This window comes from Corynebacterium sp. H78 (assembly GCF_037572275.1).
Taxonomy (GTDB): domain Bacteria; phylum Actinomycetota; class Actinomycetes; order Mycobacteriales; family Mycobacteriaceae; genus Corynebacterium.
On sequence record NZ_JBBHKX010000005.1, the window covers coordinates 163598 to 184779 of the forward strand.

At 57.7% G+C, this 21182-nt stretch carries 20 protein-coding genes and 1 riboswitch; of the genes, 15 read left to right on the forward strand and 5 right to left on the reverse strand.

Annotated features, from left to right (window positions below; translation table 11 throughout):
* The first annotated feature begins 11 nt into the window (after nt 1-11).
* The 4 genes from WG934_RS09195 (at nt 12) to WG934_RS09210 (ending at nt 4214) form a co-directional block, all read left to right on the forward strand.
* The gene (locus tag WG934_RS09195) at nt 12-1244 is read left to right on the forward strand and encodes an aminotransferase class I/II-fold pyridoxal phosphate-dependent enzyme (RefSeq protein WP_339989852.1); all 1233 of its coding nucleotides are present in this window, start codon (nt 12-14) and stop codon (nt 1242-1244) included.
* A 147-nt stretch (nt 1245-1391) separates the two neighbouring features.
* A complete protein-coding gene (locus WG934_RS09200) occupies nt 1392-2012 on the forward strand; it encodes a hypothetical protein (protein WP_339989853.1) in 621 nt (206 codons plus the stop codon).
* A gap of 157 nt (nt 2013-2169) precedes the next feature.
* A complete protein-coding gene (locus WG934_RS09205) occupies nt 2170-3495 on the forward strand; it encodes a TrkH family potassium uptake protein (RefSeq protein WP_339989887.1) in 1326 nt (441 codons plus the stop codon).
* A gap of 59 nt (nt 3496-3554) precedes the next feature.
* Entirely contained in the window at nt 3555-4214 is a 660-nt protein-coding gene (locus WG934_RS09210) for a potassium channel family protein (RefSeq protein WP_339979965.1), read from the forward strand.
* Between the two features lie 15 nt (nt 4215-4229).
* Here the strand turns inward: WG934_RS09210 and WG934_RS09215 are convergent, their stop codons facing one another.
* Nucleotides 4230-5018 carry a thiamine phosphate synthase gene (locus WG934_RS09215; protein WP_339989854.1) on the reverse strand — a complete coding sequence of 263 codons (789 nt, stop codon included), beginning with the start codon at nt 5016-5018 and terminating at the stop codon, nt 4230-4232.
* 16 nt (nt 5019-5034) lie between these two features.
* A riboswitch (TPP riboswitch) is annotated at nt 5035-5138 on the forward strand.
* Here WG934_RS09215 and thiO point away from each other — a divergent pair.
* From thiO to WG934_RS09240, 5 genes are all read left to right on the forward strand, one after another.
* Nucleotides 5130-6308, forward strand: a complete 1179-nt coding sequence (gene thiO, locus WG934_RS09220; RefSeq protein WP_339989855.1) for a glycine oxidase ThiO — start codon at nt 5130-5132, stop codon at nt 6306-6308. (Overlaps the previous riboswitch by 9 nt.)
* 43 nt (nt 6309-6351) lie before the next feature.
* Nucleotides 6352-6582, forward strand: coding sequence for a sulfur carrier protein ThiS (thiS, locus tag WG934_RS09225; RefSeq protein ID WP_339989856.1), 231 nt, complete (start codon nt 6352-6354; stop codon nt 6580-6582).
* A gap of 28 nt (nt 6583-6610) precedes the next feature.
* A complete protein-coding gene (locus tag WG934_RS09230; RefSeq protein WP_339979971.1) occupies nt 6611-7426 on the forward strand; it encodes a thiazole synthase in 816 nt (271 codons plus the stop codon).
* Nucleotides 7426-8655 (forward strand): molybdopterin-synthase adenylyltransferase MoeB, encoded by a 1230-nt coding sequence (gene moeB / locus WG934_RS09235; protein WP_339989857.1) that lies wholly within the window; start codon nt 7426-7428, stop codon nt 8653-8655. Before WG934_RS09230 ends, moeB begins: the two co-directional genes overlap by 1 nt.
* A 124-nt stretch (nt 8656-8779) precedes the next feature.
* The gene (locus WG934_RS09240) at nt 8780-9097 is read left to right on the forward strand and encodes a DUF2853 family protein (RefSeq protein ID WP_339989858.1); all 318 of its coding nucleotides are present in this window, start codon (nt 8780-8782) and stop codon (nt 9095-9097) included.
* A gap of 41 nt (nt 9098-9138) precedes the next feature.
* On the opposite strand, the gene otsB is transcribed toward WG934_RS09240, so the two are convergent.
* Entirely contained in the window at nt 9139-9936 is a 798-nt protein-coding gene (otsB, locus tag WG934_RS09245; protein ID WP_339989859.1) for a trehalose-phosphatase, read from the reverse strand.
* 62 nt (nt 9937-9998) lie between these two features.
* Between otsB and purB the strand changes: the two genes are divergently transcribed.
* The 3 genes from purB to WG934_RS09260 all read left to right on the forward strand — a co-directional run bounded on the left by purB (nt 9999) and on the right by WG934_RS09260 (nt 13153).
* Nucleotides 9999-11429, forward strand: coding sequence for an adenylosuccinate lyase (gene purB, locus WG934_RS09250; protein WP_339989860.1), 1431 nt, complete (start codon nt 9999-10001; stop codon nt 11427-11429).
* A gap of 143 nt (nt 11430-11572) precedes the next feature.
* The gene (locus tag WG934_RS09255; protein WP_339989861.1) at nt 11573-12394 is read left to right on the forward strand and encodes a MerR family transcriptional regulator; all 822 of its coding nucleotides are present in this window, start codon (nt 11573-11575) and stop codon (nt 12392-12394) included.
* Nucleotides 12395-12466: 72 nt separating this feature from the next.
* Nucleotides 12467-13153 carry an RBBP9/YdeN family alpha/beta hydrolase gene (locus WG934_RS09260; protein WP_339989862.1) on the forward strand — a complete coding sequence of 229 codons (687 nt, stop codon included), beginning with the start codon at nt 12467-12469 and terminating at the stop codon, nt 13151-13153.
* 183 nt (nt 13154-13336) lie between these two features.
* Here the strand turns inward: WG934_RS09260 and WG934_RS09265 are convergent, their stop codons facing one another.
* From WG934_RS09265 to WG934_RS09275, 3 genes are all read right to left on the reverse strand, one after another.
* Nucleotides 13337-14371, reverse strand: coding sequence for a MaoC/PaaZ C-terminal domain-containing protein (locus WG934_RS09265; RefSeq protein ID WP_339989863.1), 1035 nt, complete (start codon nt 14369-14371; stop codon nt 13337-13339).
* A 43-nt stretch (nt 14372-14414) separates the two neighbouring features.
* The gene (locus tag WG934_RS09270) at nt 14415-15758 is read right to left on the reverse strand and encodes a 3-oxoacyl-ACP reductase (protein WP_339989864.1); all 1344 of its coding nucleotides are present in this window, start codon (nt 15756-15758) and stop codon (nt 14415-14417) included.
* Nucleotides 15759-15857: 99 nt separating this feature from the next.
* Entirely contained in the window at nt 15858-17180 is a 1323-nt protein-coding gene (locus WG934_RS09275; RefSeq protein ID WP_339989865.1) for an acetyl-CoA C-acetyltransferase, read from the reverse strand.
* A 233-nt stretch (nt 17181-17413) separates the two neighbouring features.
* Between WG934_RS09275 and WG934_RS09280 the strand changes: the two genes are divergently transcribed.
* Genes WG934_RS09280 through bluB form a run of 3 tightly spaced genes read left to right on the forward strand, consistent with a single transcriptional unit; the run spans nt 17414 to nt 21128 of the window.
* A complete protein-coding gene (locus WG934_RS09280) occupies nt 17414-18307 on the forward strand; it encodes a phosphoribosylaminoimidazolesuccinocarboxamide synthase (RefSeq protein ID WP_339979983.1) in 894 nt (297 codons plus the stop codon).
* On the forward strand, nt 18304-20463 hold the full coding sequence (locus tag WG934_RS09285) for a S9 family peptidase (protein ID WP_339989866.1): 2160 nt from the start codon (nt 18304-18306) through the stop codon (nt 20461-20463). The genes WG934_RS09280 and WG934_RS09285 overlap by 4 nt, the downstream gene beginning before the upstream one ends.
* Entirely contained in the window at nt 20463-21128 is a 666-nt protein-coding gene (gene bluB / locus WG934_RS09290) for a 5,6-dimethylbenzimidazole synthase (RefSeq protein ID WP_339989867.1), read from the forward strand. The genes WG934_RS09285 and bluB overlap by 1 nt, the downstream gene beginning before the upstream one ends.
* Nucleotides 21129-21182: the final 54 nt, after the last annotated feature.

The following is a 21182-nucleotide window of genomic DNA, read 5'->3' on the forward strand; positions in this document are numbered from 1 at the left end:
AAAATCTCGTCATGGAATCGGGTAGTTCACGCGCATCACAGCGATCTGAAGTCGCTCCCTTCTACGTGATGGATGTGCTGGCAGCAGCGCATGCACGCAATAGGGAAAAGGGTGATGTCGTCTACTTGTGTGCTGGCCAACCATCAACACCGGCGCCAAAGCCAGTGTTGGCAGCTGCGCGTGATTCCATTGACCGAGAAATCCTGGGGTACACCGAGGCCACCGGCATTCCTGCATTGAAGCAGGCTATTGCCGACAACTGGAATCAGCGATATGGGGAAGCTGATCAGCTTGGCGCTTCGGCGCGTCCAGTTTCTGTCAATGATGTGATCATCACCACCGGATCCTCGGGTGGTTTCGTGTCATTGTTCCTGGCAGCCCTCGACGCTGGCGATGACATCGTTCTTGCCCGTCCCGGCTATCCTGCGTACCGCAATTCGCTGGAGGCGCTGGGAGCGAATGTCGTCGAGATTGACTGTGGTCCGGAGTCTCGCTTTCAGCTGAGCGTCGACAAGCTGGATGCGCTGCCTCGCGTGCCAAAGGCTGTGATTGTGACTAGCCCGGACAATCCAACGGGCACGATTATCGATGCGGCTGAGCTGGAAGCGATTGCGAAGTGGTGCGATGATCATGCGTGTTTGTTGATCAGCGACGAGATTTACCACGGCATTTCTTTCGGCCGAGAGTGTGTATCTGCTCGGCAGTTCAGCGAGTCAGCAGTAGTCGTGGGCAGCGTCTCCAAGTACTTCTCGATGACCGGTTGGCGCGTCGGCTGGCTCATCATTCCCGAGTGGTTGCGTGCCCCGCTGGATCGACTGAGCGCAAACCTCAGTGTCTGCCCCCCTGCTGTGTCGCAGGTCGCCGCGATTGAGGCCTTCTCGCCGGAGTCCATCGCGGAACTCGATTCGCATGTCCAGCGTTACGCAGCAAACCGCGAAGTTCTGTTGGAAGGCCTGCCGAAAGTTGGCCTTGGCAACATCGCACCTCCCGACGGCGGTTTTTATATCTACACCGATACTTCCGAACTTTACGACGATCCCGCTGACGCAGATTCGCTGACCTGGGCACGTGACCTGCTCGATGCGACAGGTGTGGCAGTCGCGCCGGGCATCGACTTCGACACCGTAGGCGGAAAGAACTGGGTGCGGTTGTGCTTTGCCGGTTCCACGGACGATATGCGTGAAGCTGTGCGCCGGATCGGGCAGTTCACCGGCAAGTCTTACAATGCTGACAATGCCGGCTAGCTGACCTGCGCGGTTGCGGAAACAATAGTGTTCCAAAGCTGCCCAAAACCTGGAATCCTCGAAAATGAGGGAACTTTGCTGGGTGTTCGCTGCATCCCATCTACGTAAAGAAAAGAACCGTAGATGAACGGATGAGTGAAAGCCGCCATGCTCGCAGAGATTGTCAGTTCCCCAAAGCCAACTAGCAAGCCAACATCCTCAATTACAGCGCAACCTGTGTCGGCCCTTTTCGCTGACCGAACCTTTACTGCCGAGGCAGAATCTTCGTCGTCAGGCACTGAAGGAATCGCATTGCTTTCTTTCTTGCTAGGACTGTTGCTAGTGGTCGCCGCGTCAGCGTCGGTAGTCTTCAGCTTCAGTGAGGATCGGTATGTGGCTGAAATGGCAATGCTGGGTTGGGCGGTGTTGCCCTTCCTTGCAGTGTCGGCTTTTCGCATCACTTCGCAGCTTGTGACGATCGCCTCCAGCCACGGCGTCGAACTGTGCCCAGCGCTGTTAGCAACTGCCGACAAACGAATTCGCGGTCTCTGGCAGATCACCGCGTGGGGCATGGTGATCGCCATTGCGGGTGTGCTGGCGGGTCCGGTGGGCTCGTTTCAGGTAGGCGAGATTGCTACGTGGGGAAGCGGAATTATGGTGATAGGCCTGCTCATCAACCTTTTTGCAGGCGTATTCGGTGGCCTGTATGCACTGTATGAATGCGCTGGCCAGGTGGAGGATTTGAAGATCGGCACCAGTGCATCGCGTTCACCCGAAGCAACCACCTGAGACATATCCGACAAAAGCTGGTGTGCAGCCCTAGAGAGGTCTACTCTCTCCATTCGTGAAAACGTTTCGTCAGCATCGAAACGACAACTCCGATCTCCGCGCGGTTACCTTCCCACCACGGTTGAAACCAACCACGCTCGTTGTTGTTTGTTACGCGATGCTTATTGCTATCGGCACCGCCTTGCTGATGTTGCCGATTTCTACCTCCGAACATGCCATTACCAGTGGTAGTGGCACAGTGGGCGATCGAACCAGTTTCCTTGATGCCCTCTTTACAGCTACCTCGGCATCGTGTCTCACCGGTCTCATCACCGTTGATACGGGTACTCATTGGTCTGGATTCGGTGAATTTGTCATCATCATCCTAATCCAACTGGGTGGCCTCGGCTTCATGACCATCGCCTCCATCTTCGGTCTCATGGTTGCCGGTCGTCTCGGCATCAACCGTCGCGCGGGCGCTCGGGTGGAGGGGCGTGGTGTCGATCTAGGTGAAGTTTCGTGGGTTGTTCGCGCGACCATCATATTCACCGCGGTTGTCGAGCTGTTCTTGGCTGTCTTCCTCTCTTTCCGCTTCTACTTCGCCTACGACTATCCGCTGCCCCGTGCGATCTGGGAAGGTATTTTCCACGCGATCTCCGCATTTAACAACGCTGGCTTTGCCCTGTACACGGACAATGTCATCGGCTTCAACACTGATGCTCTGGTGATCCTGCCACTCGCATTCGGACTCTTGGTCGGCGGTATCGGTTTCCCTGTTTTGCTTGAGACTTTTCGACGATTCCGTCGTACCGCGCAAGGGCAGCCGGCACACCGTTGGAGTCTGACAGCACGGTTCACGTGGATCGGTACCGCCATGTTGGTGCTCGCTGGCTTCGTGTTGGTGGCTGCAGCGGAATGGAACGGCGCGTTGAAAGGACTCAGCGGGCCGGCCAAGGTGCTGAACGCGTTTTTCGCAGGCGTGAGCCCTCGTACTGCGGGATTTAATGCGTTGGATTATTTGGATTTCCATCCGTCAACACTGCTCGGCACGGATATTTTGATGTTCATCGGCGGCGGTTCCGGTGGTACTGCGGGTGGTGTGAAGATCACGACGGTCGCCGTCATCGTCGCTGCGGTGCTCGCGGAAATTCGCGGTGAGAAAACGGTGTCGATTCAGCAGCGACAAATTAGCCCTCGTATCGTTCGTCAATCGTTGGCGGTTTTTGCGTTCGGTGGTGTGCTCTCGATCGGCAGTTTGGTGGCCATCATGTTCATGGCACCTCAGTTCACCACTGATCAGATTGCGTTTGATGTGGTGAGTGCGTTTGCAACCGTTGGCTTGTCAACGGGCATCACCCCAATGCTTCCCGCCGGCGCCCAAGGTGTGTTGATCATGCTCATGTTTGCTGGTCGCGTTGGTCCCATCGTGCTGGCGACGGCGTTGGCTGCACGCACGAAGAATCGGCTTTACGAATTCCCGGAAGAACGACCGTTTATCGGTTAGCTCGTCACTGCAATTACCCATCCGCGACTTACCCGCACTTTTAATCAGGAGAGATCCTCATGTTTTCACGTCGAGCTGACACCTCACCCGTGGTCATTCTGGGTATGGGCCGCTTCGGCCAGGCCCTTGGCGAAGAGCTTCGTGCTAACGGTATCGAAGTTCTCTGCGTTGACTTTCGCGAGCGTGTAGTCCAAGAATTGTCCGCTACCTTCGACCATGTTGTCACCGCCGACACGACGCAGCCGGAAGTTCTGCGACAGCTCGGTGTGCATGAAGCCGAGCGAGTTGTCATTGCCATCGGCAGCGACATCGAAGCATCGCTGCTGACCGCATCCGCGGTCGTCGATATGGGAGTACCCCTGATTTGGGCAAAGGCCGATAATCAAGCTCATGCGAAGATCCTTGGACAAATCGGAGTCCATCACGTGATTCGCCCGGAGGCAGACACCGGACGTCGCGTCGCGCACCTAATCGGTGGCAAGGTACAGGACTATCTGGAGTTCGACCGTGATTTCGCAATCGCCAAGATCGTGCCACCCGTTGCTGTGCAGGGCAAGAACGTGAGCGAGATCAATGCGATTGCGCCCGTTACGGTGCTCGCGCTGCGTCCACGGTGTGAACGATTTCGGCCAGCACTTGATGACGATATCGTCAACGCTGGCGATCTGCTGATTGTGTCGGGGCCCGTCGAAAAGCTGGAGGACTTCGCTAGTGACTAGGGGAGTAGCGGGCATTTAGCGCTGGGTGATTGCTTCCTTCAGCATCCGCGCCGCTTCCTCCGGATTGGCAGCATCGGTAATCGCACGAACCACAACGATGCGTTCTGCACCCGCGTCAATGACCTCGCCGACCCGCTCCTGATCAATGCCACCGATAGCCCACCATGGCTTTACAGGATCGACAGTGACCGCCCGGCGCGGATCGGTGACGTCAGCAACGCTGCGTTGGCCGGCTTCGGCTGAGCTGGCAGCACGTAATTGCGCGACTGCTGCAGCTGCTGCTCGCACAGTGTCGAGGCCAACTGCTGCACGATTCGGCTTCGTTGGAGTAGCCCATACTGGTCCGATCACTGCGTAGTCGATACCAGGGTCTGCGAGAGACTCGGCGAACATGTCCGCATTGCGGTTGGAACGCCCGACGAGGATGTCGTCGCCAAGCAAACGACGCACTTGCGCAGTAGTGAGATCCTCTTGGCCGACATGGAGAATATCCGCATCGACGAGGGCCGCTACATCCGCGCGGTCGTTGACTGCAAAGAGGCGATCATGCTTGGAGGCGACGTCGGCAAGTACTTCGACGGCGTCGATTTCGCTGCGCGCATCGATCTTCTTATCCCGCAGCTGAATGATGTCGACGCCACCTTCGTATGCCGCGTGCAGGAATTCGCGTAGATCACCGCGATCGGCACGCGCGTCAGTGCAGACGTAGAGGCGGGCTTCGCGGAGCTTCGCTTGACGACGCTCACGCGCAGGCGATACCGCACTGTTGCCGGTGATGGGCTGTAACAAAGGTTCGGAAGCCATAGGCCTATGATAGGGGTAACAATTCCGCGGGAGCCTCGACCGAGGGGCTGAGAGGGCGCAATGCCGACCGCTACACCTGATGCGGGTCATGCCGCCGGAGGGAGGAAGGCAGTGGACACTGCCTCAAAGCCTGAGCAACAGTCAGACCAGAAGTCAGTTGTTGTTGCTGGTGCAGGCATTATTGGGCTGGCTACTGCATGGCGGTTGGTGCGCCGTGGCTGGCAGGTCACTGTGCTTGATGCCGAACCGGTTTCTGGAGCGTCTTATGCCGCAGCGGGCATGCTTGCGCCCGTCAGCGAAGTGGTGTGGGATCAGCCGACGCTGTATCCGTTGATGATTACCTCTGGCGAGATGTACGCAGAATTTGCGCAGGCAGTGGCCAAAGAATCCGGCGAGAATGTCGGCTATCTCGACAGCGAAACGTTTGTGTGTGCTGGTGACGCAGCTGATCGACAGACGCTGACCGACCTGATGTCGTTGCAACACCAGATGGGTATGGAAGTACGTCGGATCACTGCGTCTGCTGCGCGCCGGGCTGAGCCTGCTCTTGGCCCAGGTTGTGTCGGGGCCGTCGAAATTCCCGGCGACCACCAAATCGATCCCCGCTTGTTTACCGCTGCTCTGCTGAAGATTCTGGGGGAACAGGTCGTTCGCGCTCGTGTGTCCGAAGTTCTTTACGACGGCGATCGCGCCATAGGGCTACGCGATACCGAAGGCAACGACTACTTGGCAGATGAAGTCCTGTTGGCAGCAGGGCTGAATACTGGCGATATTTCTGGTTTGCCAAACACCTTGGAGCTACCACTTCGTCCTGTGTATGGCGATGTGATTCGCATGAACGTGCCACAACGGCTGCAGCCACTGGTCACTCGCACGATTAGGGGCATTGTGCAAGGCCGACCGGTGTATATCGTGCCTCGAGCAGATGGCTCAATTGTTCTGGGCGCGACCTCCCGTGAAGACTCCATGTCGGGAGTCTCTGCCGAGGGTGTCCACCAACTTCTTCGTGATGCCTACCGGCTCGTACCGGGCATTCTCGATTGCGAAATTACTGAACTGACGACGCGCGCTCGCCCGGGTTCTCCAGACGACGTTCCAATGATCGGTCGAGTTGCCCCACACTTGACGGTGTCCACCGGATACTTTCGACATGGAATCTTGCTCGCTGCTGTCGGTTCCCTAATTGGCGCTGACGTTGTGTGTGACAACGACGTTGATCAAGACATTGCTACTGCAGTCGATCCGTGGCGCTTTAGCGATGCCCGCCCAAGAGTACAACTCCGTGATTAGCCCCAACGACACCGATTTAGACGTGACACGAAAGGCCACCACCATGACCACCACTGTTAATGGCGAGGCATATGAGCCACGCGACAACGAAACGATTCTTGACCTCGTCACTGCTCATTCTGGTCGCGAGCTATCTAACGATGGAACGCCGGCAGATGGTTCACGTTTGGGAATCGCGGTTGCTGTAGATGGGGTCGTCGTAAGGCGAGCCCAGTGGGCACAGACCCCGGTAGCTGGGCAGATCGACATTGTGACGGCAGTGCAGGGCGGCTAAGAGCGAGAGCTAGAGGAGACTTCTGATCATGACTGACAACACTGCAGGCACCTTGAACATTGGCGGGTTGAGGCTGAATTCGCGCCTCATCATGGGCACGGGTGGCGCGACGTCGATGGATACGCTGGAACGTGCGCTTATTGAATCGGGCACGGAGCTGACGACGGTCGCGATGCGTCGTTTCGCAGCTGGGTCGCAGCAATCAATTTTTGCAATGCTCGAGCGCAACAACATTGCCGCGCTGCCAAATACCGCTGGCTGCTACACCGCGCGTGATGCAGTGTTGACAGCACAGCTGGCGAGGGAAGCGCTGGAGACAAATCTGCTGAAGCTCGAAGTCATTGCCGACGAAGACACGCTGCTGCCAGATCCAGTGGAACTCGTCGCTGCGGCAGAGGAACTGGTCAATGATAATTTCGTTGTGTTTGCGTACACCAACGACGACCCGGCGTTGGCTAAGCGACTTGAAGATGTGGGCTGTGCTGCGGTGATGCCGGCCGGTTCGCCTATCGGTACTGGCCTGGGTATTTTGAACCCACACAATATTGAACTCATCGTGGAACGCTCTCAGGTACCAATCATCTTGGACGCTGGCATTGGCACCGCCTCCGAAGCTGCGCTGGCCATGGAGCTTGGTTGCGACGCGGTTCTTCTCGCATCTGCTGTCACTCGCGCACAAGACCCCGTGGCCATGGCGCGCGCCATGAAGTTCGGAGTCGAGGCAGGTTACACAGCTCGCAATGCAGGGCGCATCCCACGACGGCGTTTGGCACAGGCAAGCTCGTCGTTCGATGGCATCATCACCGAACGCGTGGGTACCTCCCGCGAGGAAGAGTCGTTGTAGTGGCAAGGCAGCCAGCGACCGCGGTACCACTTCCGCGTTTGTCCGAGCGCGATCTGCGCAGATACGCGCGACACTTGACCTTGCCGGGCTTCGGCGGAGACGCGCAGCGTCGACTGCGAAATTCTCGAGTACTTGTCATCGGTGCAGGCGGTCTCGGGTCGCCGGTTTTGCTGTATCTGGCTGCGTCTGGGGTCGGACATCTCACAATCATTGACGACGACACCGTCGACGAATCCAACCTGCAACGGCAGGTTCTCCACCGTGAAAGCGATATTGGCCGACCGAAGGCCGAGTCTGCGCGCGACGCAGTGTTACGACTGGACTCGGAAATGTCGGTTGAGGCGATCGTCGGCAAGATCGACCCGGACAATGCGTGTGAACTGTTCGAGAACCACGACATTGTGCTCGATGGAGCCGACAACTTTGCGACGCGGTACCTATCCAACGACGCCGCCGAAATCACCAAGACACCCCTGGTATGGGGAACGATCTCGCAATTCCAAGGGCAAGTGTCGGTGTTCTGGCCCGGGCGTGGGCCAATGCTCCGCGATTTGTACCCGGACATTCCCGACCCCGACTCCGTCCCTTCGTGCGCAGCCGGTGGGGTGCTTGGTGCGATGGTTGGCCAAATCGGCTCCATGTTGGCAATCGAAGCCATCAAAGTATTGACGGGTGTTGGCGAGCCAGCGATCGGGCGCCTTTTGCTTATCGACGTCCTCCTGCCAGAAGTTCGCACTCTACAATTCACGGCCGATCCCGATAGGGAACCGGTCACAGATTTGTCGGATATCGAGGACGTATGTGGTGACTCCGCGTACTGGGCAGAGGAATCTGAGCAGGAGCGGAAGGAGCAGCAGCAAACTGCCGATGCGCCTATCAGGGATGGAATCTCGGCGTATGAAGCAGCCGACATGTTGTCGAGCAGCGACGTGCAAGCGATTCTTGTCGATGTACGCGAAGCGCCAGAACTGGCTCAAGCTGCAATTGATGGCACCATTCATATTCCTCTGGGGCGAATTCGCCAGCAGGGATGGGCAGCGGTCGCACGGTCTGTGCTTGACGATTCGGTAGCTACTGCCACCGATGTCATCGTCAATTGCCGATCCGGTCAGCGGTCCCAACACGCCATTGACATTTTCATGATGGATCCAACAACGCCACGGGGAATCCGGCTGCACAATCTCAATGGCGGAATTCTTGCGTGGTTGACGGGGCCAGGAGCGTCGTAAAGCAAATGCACCTATGCTGGTAGATGAAGCTTTTCGATAGCTTTCAAAACCACATGGGTGTCGCAGCGACAGAGTTGTGTTTGGTTGTCGGTTGGCGTTGCCCAGCACTACCTAGGAGGACACAATGGCCGACTGGATTGCCGATGTCAAGAAGTACGCACCCGACGCAGATGACGCGGTGCTGGAGAAGATGCTCACCACGTACCGTTTGGTGCTGAGCAAGCGTGACTCATCGCTTGTATCATTTAGCGATCCAGCTGAGCTGGCAACTGTGCGTGAGAATTTCTTGAAGAAGAAGCTCGGCCTTACCGACGATGACGCAACGCTAGATGCCGCTATCGCCGAAGTTGGCGAGAAGATGAAGGACGGTACCTCCAACGGTCGCCTGGCTGTGTACTACCTGTTGGCAGAGAAGTTCGGCAAGCTGGACGTGTTCAAGTAGTCGCGAGCGTCGGTCAGATGTGACATCAAGCAGACACGACGTCATTCAGACAAGAACGTAGCCCTCGCATTAGCCAGCGCGGTGAGATAGTCGGCGACAGCGTCGATATCCGCAACGCGGTGGCGTGCGAGGGTTTCGCCGTCTCCGACCTTGATGCCGAAGTCGCCGTCGCCCAGCACTCGGAATCCGTTTTCATCGGTGACGTCGTCGCCAAGAAATACGACGCAGGAAGCCCCGAAGTCGGCCTTTGCCCGCTCAATCCACGTTCCCTTTGTGATGTCCAGGATCGAGAACTCGACGATGCCCTTGCCATTTGTCATCGTCACTTCACGGTCCGCGTACTTCCTCGCCCACAGCGCACGCGATCGCTCCATGATGTCCTCAGCTTCTGCAGGATCACGCTGCTGTGTGCCAAGCACATGTGTCACCAAATTCACCGGCTTCTTCTCCACAAAAGCACCCTCATGCTTTGCGACGACCGTCTCCAAATCGTCTCGCAATTCCGCATAGATTTGCTGCTGCTCGGGCGTGAGAGACACCGCCTGCGTGGATGATTCAGCGCCGTGAGAGCCGACGAGCATGACCTTTTCGCTAGTGGGGCAAAGCGTCGATAGAGTCGCGACCTCGCGTCCAGACAACACCGCTACGTTGGTGTGTGGCATGGTGGCGAGGCGGTTCAGAGCGCTGATTGCGTCCGGATGGACAGGAACGTCATAAATCTGGGTCGAGTAACCAGCGAGAGTGCCGTCAAAATCAGACACGACGAGCAGGTTGGCTGCCGTGGCTGGGGTCTGCGTTGTGGGTGGGGTGGGAGCTGTCTGTTCGTCGCGTTCACTCATGGTTTCCAGTGTTCCACCAATCCGTCGACCAGGTAATCCAGCTGTCATGGAATACTAGAAGCGTGGCTGAGAAAAAGAAGATCGCAAACGTCCTCGCAAACCGATACGCTTCCGCTTCGCTGGCGCAGCTGTGGAGCCCAGAGCACAAGATCGTTCTGGAGCGTCAGCTCTGGATCGCCGTGCTGAAGGCTCAGCAGGCTCGTGGCATCGAGGTTCCGGGGGGCACCATCGAGGCGTACGAGGCCGTGGTGGACCAGGTTGATTTGGAGTCGATTGCGAATCGTGAGCGCATCACGCGCCACGATGTCAAGGCCCGCATCGAGGAGTTCTGTGACCTTGCGGGTACGGAGCACATCCACAAAGGCATGACCTCGCGTGACTTGACCGAGAACGTTGAGCAGCTGCAGATGCTGCAGTCTTTGCAGGCTGTTCGCGACAAGGCAGTGGCTGTAGTTGCGCGCACCGCGGAAAAGGCCGCTATGTACCAGTCGTTGGTCATGGCTGGTCGTTCCCACAACGTGGCAGCTCAGGCAACCACTTTGGGTAAGCGTTTCGCATCTGCTGCAGACGAGATGCTGCTGGGCATCGAGCGCGTCAATGAATTGATCGACCGCTACCCGCTCCGTGGCATCAAGGGCCCAATGGGTACCGCTCAGGACATGCTGGATCTCCTTGATGGCGATGAAGCCGCACTGGCATCACTTGAAGCTGAAATCGCTGAAGGTCTTGGCTTTACCCGTGTCTTTGATTCGGTCGGTCAGGTCTACCCACGCACCCTGGACTTCGATGCGCTGTCTGCGCTGGTCGAGCTGGGCGCTGGCCCATCCTCGCTGGCCACCACAATCCGCCTGATGGCAGGCAATGAAATTGTGACCGAGGGTTTCAAGGAAGGCCAGGTCGGTTCGTCCGCAATGCCTCACAAGATGAACGCTCGTTCCTGTGAGCGTGTGACTGGTTTCCAGGTCATTTTGCGCGGTTACATGACGATGCTGTCGGAGCTCGCAGGTAACCAGTGGAACGAAGGCGACGTATCGTGCTCTGTTGTTCGTCGTGTGGCGCTGCCAGATGCGTTCTTCGCTATGGACGGCATGTTCGAAACATTCTTGACTGTGTTGGACGAGTTCGGTGCATTCCCAGCAATGATTGACCGTGAGCTGGAGCGCTACCTGCCATTCCTGGCGTCGACCAAGGTTCTGATGGCATGTGTGCGTGCTGGTGTTGGCCGTGAGGAGGCTCACGAGGTCATCAAGGAGCACGCCGTAGCAACCGCATTGGATATGCGTGAGAAGGGCGCGGAGCAGAACTTGGTGCAGCGTCTGGCTGCAGATTCCCGCATTCCTTTGGACGAAGCAGGCCTGACTGAGGCATTGGCTGACCGTCACGCATTCATCGGTGCAGCAGAGTCCCAGGTTGACCGTGTATGCGCACGCGTCAACGCCCTGGTTGAGAAGCACCCAGAGGCTGCGGCATACAAGCCAGGCGAGATTCTGTAGTTGCGATACCTGGCGGTGTAGAAAGCCTGGGGTAGAGCGAAAGGGGCAGTCAGCTGTTGCTGGCTGCCCCTTTGTTTACTTTGCCTGCGCTGTGGCCGTCAACCACTTGCACTTAACGCTGCGTCAAGGAGTGAACTGGTCTCATGCGAGACACAGAGATTGATTACACAGATGGCTCTGAGCTCACGGTAGGTGAAGCCGCAGATGTTCTTGGCGTGACAGCACGAACATTGCGTCATTGGGATTCCATCGGACTGCTCGTGCCCAGCTGGCGCACGGCAGCAGGCCATCGTCTCTACCTCGATGCTGATATCGAGCGTGCCCAACAGATCTTGGTGTATCGGGAAATCGGTGTTCCGCTCGACGAAGTCAAAACACTTGTCGACGGTGCCACTAATCCTCGAGACCATCTCATTCGGCAGCGACACCTGCTGAAAGAACGTGCCTCGCATCTGCACCGAATGATCGACGTAGTCGACAATCTTCTGGAGGCAATTGACATGGATAAGAAGATGACTGCCCGCGATGCAGCCGAAAAGTTTGGCGGAGGCTGGCGACAAGACTGGGCTGACGAAGCGGAGCAGCGCTGGGGTGACTCGGATGAATTCGCGGAGTCCGCTCGTCGCAACGCGAACCGTACGAAAGACGAATGGGCGCAGATGTACGCAGACCAGGACGCGCTGGTCGCAGCACTTGCGGAAGCCGTCCGCGCGGGCACGAACCCGGACTCGGAGCAGGGGCGTGAGATTTCGGCGAAGCACCGAGCGGGGATTGAAAAACACTATGAGTGTGGACATGCTCGGCAAGTGTGCTTGGCCAGGATGTATCTCGCGGATTCGCGGTTCCGCGAGGCATATGAATCCGAAGACAAGGGAGGCGTGCCAGGTGCAGTCGAGTGGCTGGTCGCAGCTATCGAGGCGGATGCGCGGGCGCATGGTGTCAATCCTGACACCGCGACGTGGTGAGGATCCGCCTGATTCAACTCAAATCCGTTTGTTTTCACCACGGAACTGTGATCTGCGACATATGTTTGCACTATGACGAATCCGGAAATCACTGATGTCCCAGAGGGATACCTCGCAGCGCACCCTGAACTGGAAGAAACACTAGGTGGTCGCGCGCCGAATGGCCGTGACTTGGCTGGCTTGCGTCGTGTCGTAATCGTGCACGGTTTCGGCGGTTACCCCGAGAAACACTGGTACCCGTGGCTAGCAAATGAACTGGTCGCTGCTGGTCTGCCGGTGACTCGGGTTGCGTTGCCGTCGCCGAAGAATCCGGATCGCGCGGAGTGGGAGCGGGCGCTCGAAGAACAGGTCGGTTCTGTGGATGATGCGATCGTGGTGGCGCATTCTCTTGGTTGCGTTGCGACGATCTCCCACATCGAGCACCACCCTGAAGACAAGCCACGTGGTCTTGTTTTTGTGACGGCATTCGACAAAAAGGTTGAGGCAATTCCCGAGGTCGATGGCTTCGTCGGTGAAGGTGCTGACAGTGACGGCGTGGCGCGTCGGACTCGTCATGTTGCAATCGTGCACTCCGACGAGGATCCCGTGGTGCCTATCCATAATCCCCAAGAGATGGCGAAGCGCTGGGAAGCGGCGGTTGAGGGAACGGACACGACGGTGCGAACAGTCGAGGTGCCCGGCGCGAAGCACTTCCTGTTTGGGCATGGAGTGACCGAAGTGCCGGAAGTGCGCGATCTTGTCATGGAGATGCTGGACTAGTTGGGAGCGTTCGGCCCAGCTTCGGCCGGCTTTGGTTGTCGCGGCGATGTGACTGGGGTGACTGGCGTAGCTGGGGTGGCAGGGGGTCGGTTGGCCGGGTGGCTGGTTGTGGATGGTTGTGGATCGTTTTGGCGTGGGCCCTATCCCGGCGTTGCGCGAAGTTCACGCAACGCATTAGGTGCGCTAAATGTCCCGTACGGTCGCTGTGAAGTGTGGTCGCTTCTTCTTGCGATTCCATGCCACAATGTCCATGCCACCGCGGGCATCCGCTGCATCAGCAACGCCAACGCCAGCACCAGCAGCGCCAGCACCTGCGGCTCCCGTGCCCTCAGCAACTTCACCAGCACGAGTAATCGACAGCATTACTGACGCTGGCAGTACGACCGGGGTCGCGAAGTCAATGGCGAACTCATATGGCTCACCAGCAGGAACATCAGAGGAAGCCAGTGCCTTCGATGCCGTAAACATGCCATGCGCAATCACTCCTGGCATACCCAATGCCCGCGCTGCCACACCATTGATGTGAATCGGGTTCCAGTCTCCGGATACGGCAGCCCAGCGACGCCCCACATCCTTCGCTAGCTTCCATTGCGCAGTTGGCAGCGGGGGAGCGAACAACTCACGCCAAGTGTTCCCTCCAGCTGCGCGCTGCTTCTCGACGTCGTCAAACCCGGCGGCATCCTTCAAGCGCACGCCCTTCGCCAGGTAGACGGATTCCTCTTCCACGAGAATCTCCGGCAGCACTGTGTTTTCTGGAGTGGCTGCTTCGTGGGTGTCGTCGTCACGCGAAGCTCGGACGGTGGAAACCAGTACTACCTCGGTTCCTGCGCGGTGGGCGCGGAATTCCCGAATGGAGACCTCGATGTCGACAGTCGAGCCGAGTTCTACGGCACCGAGACGGCGGTAGGTGTTCGACGTGTGAATGAGTCCCATCATGGGCAGTGGGAAGTCATCGGCAGCCATGAGTTCCATTTGCACTGGCATGAGCAGGGCATGGACATGGCCGAAAAATGCCTCATCGACACCGAGACCGCTTGCAGTCCTAGCTCCGACGAGATCGCGGAACTTATCGTCGCGAGAACGCGACACTGCCACGTTATGCACCGCGAGCATTGGCACCTTTACGTCGGTGGACGTAGGGCGCTTCTTTGCGGAGCCCGCAGCAGCCTTCGCATAGAGAGGGCCCAGCGACGGAATGGCCTTCAAGGTTTTAACCATGGAGAAACTCCTTTCGGAAGTTCAATACGCGACAGAGCATCGGCTAAGCGCCCACGATGTTCTGGCCGCACACACGAAGCACATGGCCATTGACACCGAGAGCCTGATCGGAGACGAGGAAGGAAATAGCCTGGGCAACATCGCCAGGCTGCCCGCCCTGCTGCAAGGAATTCACGCGACGCGCGACCTGACGATTCACGAATGGAATCGCAGCGGTCATATCCGTCTCGATGAAGCCCGGCGCGACTGCGTTGATGTTTCCACCACGGCGCTCGAACTCGGCAGCTGATGCCTCAACCATCGCGATGACTCCGGCCTTGGACGCCGCATAGTTCGTTTGGCCACGGTTGCCCGCAATACCGGACGTGGACGCCATCGACGCGATACGTGGCGACTTCTGAAATGCCTCATGAGCCAGCAGCTGCTCGTTCATGGTCAGCTGTGCCTCGATGTTCACAGCAATGACCGAAGCCCACTTTGCTTCATCCATATTTGCAAGCATCTTGTCGCGGGTAATACCTGCATTGTGAATCACAATGTCCAGCGCGCCATAGCGCTTCATCGCCGCATCGGCGATCTGATTTCCCGCATCAGCGGAGGTGATGTCCAGCTGCAATGCGAGGCCACCCAACTCGTTGGCAACCTTCGACAATGCTTCACCGGCCTGAGGAACATCGATGACGATGACGGTCGCGCCGTCGTCGTGAAGCTGCTTCGCAATAGCCGCACCAATGCCACGTGCAGCGCCGGTCACAGCGGCGACCTTGCCTGCGAGTGGCTGATCCCAATCGGCTGGCAGCGTGCCATTCTCGGAAGAGACGCGGAGGAACTGGCCATCCACGAACGCTGAACGGCCCGACAGGAAGAACCGCAGCGACGCGATGACAGATGGTGCCAGCACGTTGACATCGCCATCCAGCAGAATGCCGTTCGCAGTCGAGCCACCCCGAACTTCGTGGCCCATCGAACGGACAAGCCCCTCGACACCACCACGCGCTGCCTCGACAGCTACGTCATCAGTGGAGCCCTTTGCTCGGGACAAGGTGATAAACCTGCCACCTTTATCCAGCTTGCGTAGGTGACCTGCCGCAGCGAGCACTGGTTCTTGCAAATCGGTGGGGCGCTGCGCCTCGGTCAGCACTAGTACAACTGCGCCGATCTTGTCATCGGCGGCGGAGCCACGACGAACGTGCAAACCCCAATCGGTAAGTTGCTTTGCGACGGCGTCTGCATCCGCACCCTCGCCCGTGACCAACACGATGTCGTTGCGGAGGAGGGGATCGCCAACCTTGTGACGGCGAAGAAGCGGTGGCTGTGGCAATCCCGCAGCCTTGGCAAAGCCAGTGAGGGGACCGCCGGTTACGAGTTCTTGGTACTTATCGGCCATGGTGTACGACTCCTGGTGGTGAGTGAAAGTTCTCTGATTGCTGTGATTGCTGTGATTGCTGTGAGTGCTCTGAGTACTGAGAACGATGCGGAATTGCGGCTAGACGCGTGCTTCAAGAATTGCGACGACACCCTGGCCGCCTGCTGCACATACGGAAATAAGTCCGCGAGTGGTGGTGCCGGTTTCGTCAGCCTTGGCACGCAGCATCTTTGCCAGCGATGCGGTAATGCGACCGCCAGTTGCTGCAAATGGGTGGCCGCAGGCCAAGGACGAACCATTGACGTTCAGCTTTTCGCGTGGGATGGAACCGAGTGGCTGGTCGAGTCCGAGGCGCTCGCGGCAGTATTCCTCGTCCTCCCACGCCTTCATGGTGGCGCAGACGGTAGCAGCGAAAGCCTCGTGGATCTCGAAGAAATCGAAGTCATCGAATGAGAGGCCGTTGCGGGCCAACAGGCGTGGCACGGCGTAGGCAGGCGCCATCAGCAAGCCTTCGTCGCCATGAACAAAGTCAACTGCCGCAGCTTCCGAATCCACCACATCTGCGAGGACCGGCAGGCCACGCTCTTGCGCCCACTCCACGGAAGAAACCAGCACGGCGGATGCACCGTCGGTAAGCGGGGTGGAGTTGCCTGCGGTCATCGTTGGTTCCACGTCGAGACCGCGACCGAATACCGGCTTCAGCTTGCCCAGCTTTTCGACGGTCGAGTCCCCGCGCATATTCGTGTCCTTGGTGACACCGTTGAATGGGGTGATGAGGTCGGCAAAGAAACCTTCGTCGTACGCGCGGGCAAGATTCTGGTGTGACGCAGCTGCGATTTCGTCCTGCTCCTGGCGGGTGATGCCCCACTTGGCAGTGGTCAGTGCCTGATGCTCGCCCATGGACAGGCCAGTGCGAGGTTCGCCCGTTGACGGTGGTTCGGGAGCAAGATCAGCGGGGCGTACCTTGGCGAATACTTTCGCCATGTCGAGTGGCTTCTTCTTACGGCTGGCTTCCAGCAGGATTTTGCGGAGACGGTCATTAACGGCGATAGGTGCATCCGAGGTGGTGTCTACGCCACCAGCAATGGCGGAGTCGATCTGCCCCATTTTGATCATGTTTGACACCGAGTTCAGGGCCTCCATGCCCGTGGCACAGGCCATCTGCACATCGAACGCTGGGGTGGCAGGGGACAATGCTGAGCCGAGAACGCATTCGCGAGTGAGATTGAAATCGCGGGAGTGCTTGAGCACTGCACCAGCGGAAACTACACCGAGTCGTTCGCCGGCGAGTCCGTAGCGAGCGACGAGGCCGTCGATAACTGCGGTGAGCATGTCCTGGTTCGATGCGTTGGCATATTCCTTATTGGAACGCGCGAATGGGATGCGGTTGCCGCCGACGATGACAGCGCGGCGGAGAGAAGAATTGGTGGTCTGATTCGTCATGGAATTGGTACCTTCCGGGTCCCTCGCATGTGACTTGAATTACTAAAATTAGACCTTACTTGTCTTGTCCGAGCACTGTCACGGGTTTTCACTTTTTATAGAACAATGCTGATGGATTGGGGCGCTTAAACGATGGCGAGAACTTGTGACAGATCGGTGTAATTACTCCACATTAGGGGGAATGACTGGGTTAAAAGGGTCTTCAGAGTACATGGGGTCTACACTGTCTTGCCATGCGCCCTGAACTTTCCTCGTACAGTCATCTTGCCGCTGGCAAGGTTCGTGAGATTTACGAGATTGACTCCGAGACTCTGTTGATGGTCGTCAGTGACCGTATTTCGGCATATGACTACATCCTGGACACTCCAATCCCCGACAAGGGACGTGTCCTGACCGCGATGAGTGTGTTCTTCTTCGATGAACTCGATTTCCCGAATCACCTCGCCGGTCCAGCAGACGATGACCGTATCCCCGCCGAATCTCTGGGCCGAGCACTGGTGTGCAAGAAGCTCGACATGGTTCCTTTCGAGTGCGTTGCTCGTGGTTACCTCACCGGTTCTGGCTTGGCTGAATACCGCGAGAGTGGCACTGTCTGTGGCATTGAGCTGCCAGAAGGCTTGACCGAAGGCTCTAAGCTCCCAGAGCCAATCTTCACGCCAGCTACGAAGGCTGAAATCGGTGACCATGACGAGAACGTGTCGTTCGACCGTGTTGTCAAGGACCTCGGCGAGGAGCGTGCAAACGAGCTTCGCGATGCCACCTTGTCCATCTACAAGCAGGCGGCAGATCTCGCCCTGGAGCGGGGCATCATTTTGGCAGACACCAAGTTCGAGTTCGGAATCGACACCGACGGCACGCTGGTCCTCGCTGACGAAGTCCTGACCCCAGACTCTTCCCGCTACTGGCAGGCCGACACTCACGTCGAGGGTCAGGTCAACCCAAGCTTCGACAAGCAGTATGTCCGCAACTGGCTGACCTCTGCGAAGTCTGGTTGGGACAAGGGATCTGGCACCCCACCGCCAGCGCTTCCAGGTAGTGTCGTCGAGGCAACCCGCGAACGCTACATCGAAGCATACGAGCGTATTTCGGGACGTCGTTTCTCAGATTGGATTGGAGCCCCTGCGTGACCAACGCCGCCAACTCACCGGCCAGCACTTCCGCACCAGTTGCAGACAAAAGGCCGGTAGTTCGGTCGCACCATGGTCGCAGCTTCACCGATGACTATGAGTGGCTTCGGGATAAAGAAAACCCCGACGTCATCGACTACCTCGATGCCGAAAATGCGTACACCGACGCGCACACGGCGGACTTGAAAGAACTCCAAGAAAGCATTTTCACCGAGATCAAATCTCGAGTGAAGGAAACAGACATGTCGGTGCCAGTTCGCTCCGGCGACTGGTGGTATTACTCCCGCACCCTCGAGGGTAAGTCCTACGGCATGAGCTGCCGTATTGTTGCCGAACCAGGCAATTGGATCCCTCCGCAGATTCCTGAGGGCGCGCCGGGCAGCGCAGAGACGCAGGCGATCGGCGAGCACATTATTCTCGACGCAAATGAGCTCGCCGAAGGCCACTCTTTCTTCTCGCTGGGTGCTGCCTCAGTGTCCGTCGATGGCACCTTGCTCGCGTACTCCACGGATGTCGTTGGCGATGAACGCTACACCCTTCGCATCAAGAACCTTGCTACGGGCGAACTTTACGACGACACTCTCGAAGGCATCGCAGCTGGCGCGACCTGGGTCGGCAACGAATGGATCTTCTATCAGCGCGTTGACGAAGCGTGGCGTCCAGATTCCGTGTGGCGCCACAAGGTGGGCACTCCTGCCGACGAAGATGTCCGTGTTTTCCACGAAGCCGATGAAGCTTTCTGGACCGGCGTTGGCACCACCCGAAGCGAGAAGTACCTCATCATCGAGGCTGCCTCAAAGATCACGTCGGAAAGCTGGTATCTCGACTGCAGCGATCCATGCGGTGAACTAACCTGCGTACGACCTCGTGAAACGGGCGTGGAATACGACGTTGATCACGCTGTCATTGGTGGGCGCGACCATTGGTTGGTCACGCACAATATGACTGGCGAGAACTTCGCCTTGGCAACGACACCGGTGGGCTCATTCGACAGCGTAGAACAGCTCATCGAACTTATCCCGCATGACGACGGCACCCGCATCGAAGGTGTGGATTGTTTCAGCGACCACATCGTCGTGGGTTACCGCAAGGGCGGCATTGGTCGGCTGGCACTGACCTCGGTCGGTGCCGATGTCGAGTCGCTGGATTTCGTCGATATGCAGTTTGACGAGGAGCTTTACACCGCGGGTACTGCGGGGAATCCAGAGTGGGAAACTCCTGTGCTTCGGTACTCGTATGGCTCGTTCACGACACCATCACAGTTGTGGCAGATTGACCTTGCAACCGGCGAGCGAGAACTACTGAAGGAACAGCCGGTACTGGGCGAATTCAATCGGGATGATTATGTCGCGGAGCGCTTGTGGGTACCCGCGAACGACGGAACTGACATCCCCGTGTCATTGGTGCGGCGCAAGGATGTAGACGTCGCAAAGCCGAATCCAGTGATGCTGTACGGATACGGCAGCTATGAAGCATCGATGGATCCTGGTTTTTCGGTGGCTCGATTGTCACTGATGGATCGGGGCATGATCTTTGTGATCGCGCATGTGCGCGGTGGTGGAGAGATGGGGCGACTGTGGTGGGAACACGGTCATGGCCTGACCAAGAAGAACACCTTTACGGACTTCATTGATGTGGCCGACTACTTGCTGGAACACGGTTGGACCACGCGCGAGCAGATGGTTGCCAACGGTGGCTCCGCTGGTGGCATGCTCATGGGTGCGGTAGCGAATATGGCGGGCGACCGGTTTGCCGGTATTCAAGCGGTTGTACCGTTCGTGGATTGTCTGACATCGATGTTGATGCCAGAGTTGCCTTTGACTGTGGTCGAGTGGGATGAGTGGGGAGATCCTTTCCATGACCCACAGGTATATGACTACATGGCGTCGTATGCCCCGTACGAGAACATCACGGCTGAGATGGATTATTCGAAGATCCTGGCGATCACCAGCTTGAACGACACCCGCGTGCTGTATGTGGAGCCGGCGAAATGGATTGCCAAGCTTCGCGATGTATGTGCGGACCAGCCCGCTGAAAAGTTCCTCCTTAAGACTGAAATGTCTGCCGGTCACGGTGGTGTGTCTGGCCGCTATGAAAAGTGGCGCGAAACTGCTTTCCAGTACGCCTGGATTCTGCGCACGGCAGGAGCTGCATAGTGGAGTGGTTCAATGAGCTTCCCGACGATGTCGCTACTGTCTATCGCAACATTTTTCGTCGTCGTGACGTGCGTCGTGAGTTCTCGGGTGAGGTTATCGACCGTGACATGCTGATGCGTGTGCTGGAAGCTGCGCACGCGGCACCCTCGGTGGGGTTGACTCAGCCGTGGGATTTTCACATTGTGCAGGATCCGGCGCGATTGGCTGAGTTTGCTCAGCACGTCGGACAGTGTCGTGATGACTTTGCTGCAAAGCTCGACGGTGAACGAAAAGATACGTTCAATCCGATTCGGATCGAAGGAATTGAAGCGGCTGGCACCGGCATTGTGGTGACGTACGATCCGACGCGCGGTGGCACCAACATCTTGGGTCGCGACACCATCGCTGACACCGGATTGATGTCAGTTGCGCTGGCAATCCAGAATCTGTGGTTAGCGGCAACCGCTGAAGGCATTGGCATGGGCTGGGTGAGTTTTTACAAGGAAGAATTCCTCGCTGATTTCATCGGGGTGGAAGCACCTGTCCGCCCCGTTGGCTGGTTATGCCTGGGGCCGGTGACACACTTGGCGAAAGAACGCGACCTCGAAGCCTTCGGATGGCGCAAGGGTTTGCCTCTCGATGCCGTTGTTCACTGGGATATCGCCGATTCCGTTGCAAACGACTAAGTTGCTAAAGATTAACTAGACAACAATTGGTATGCAATCGTTTTCTGCAGCGTA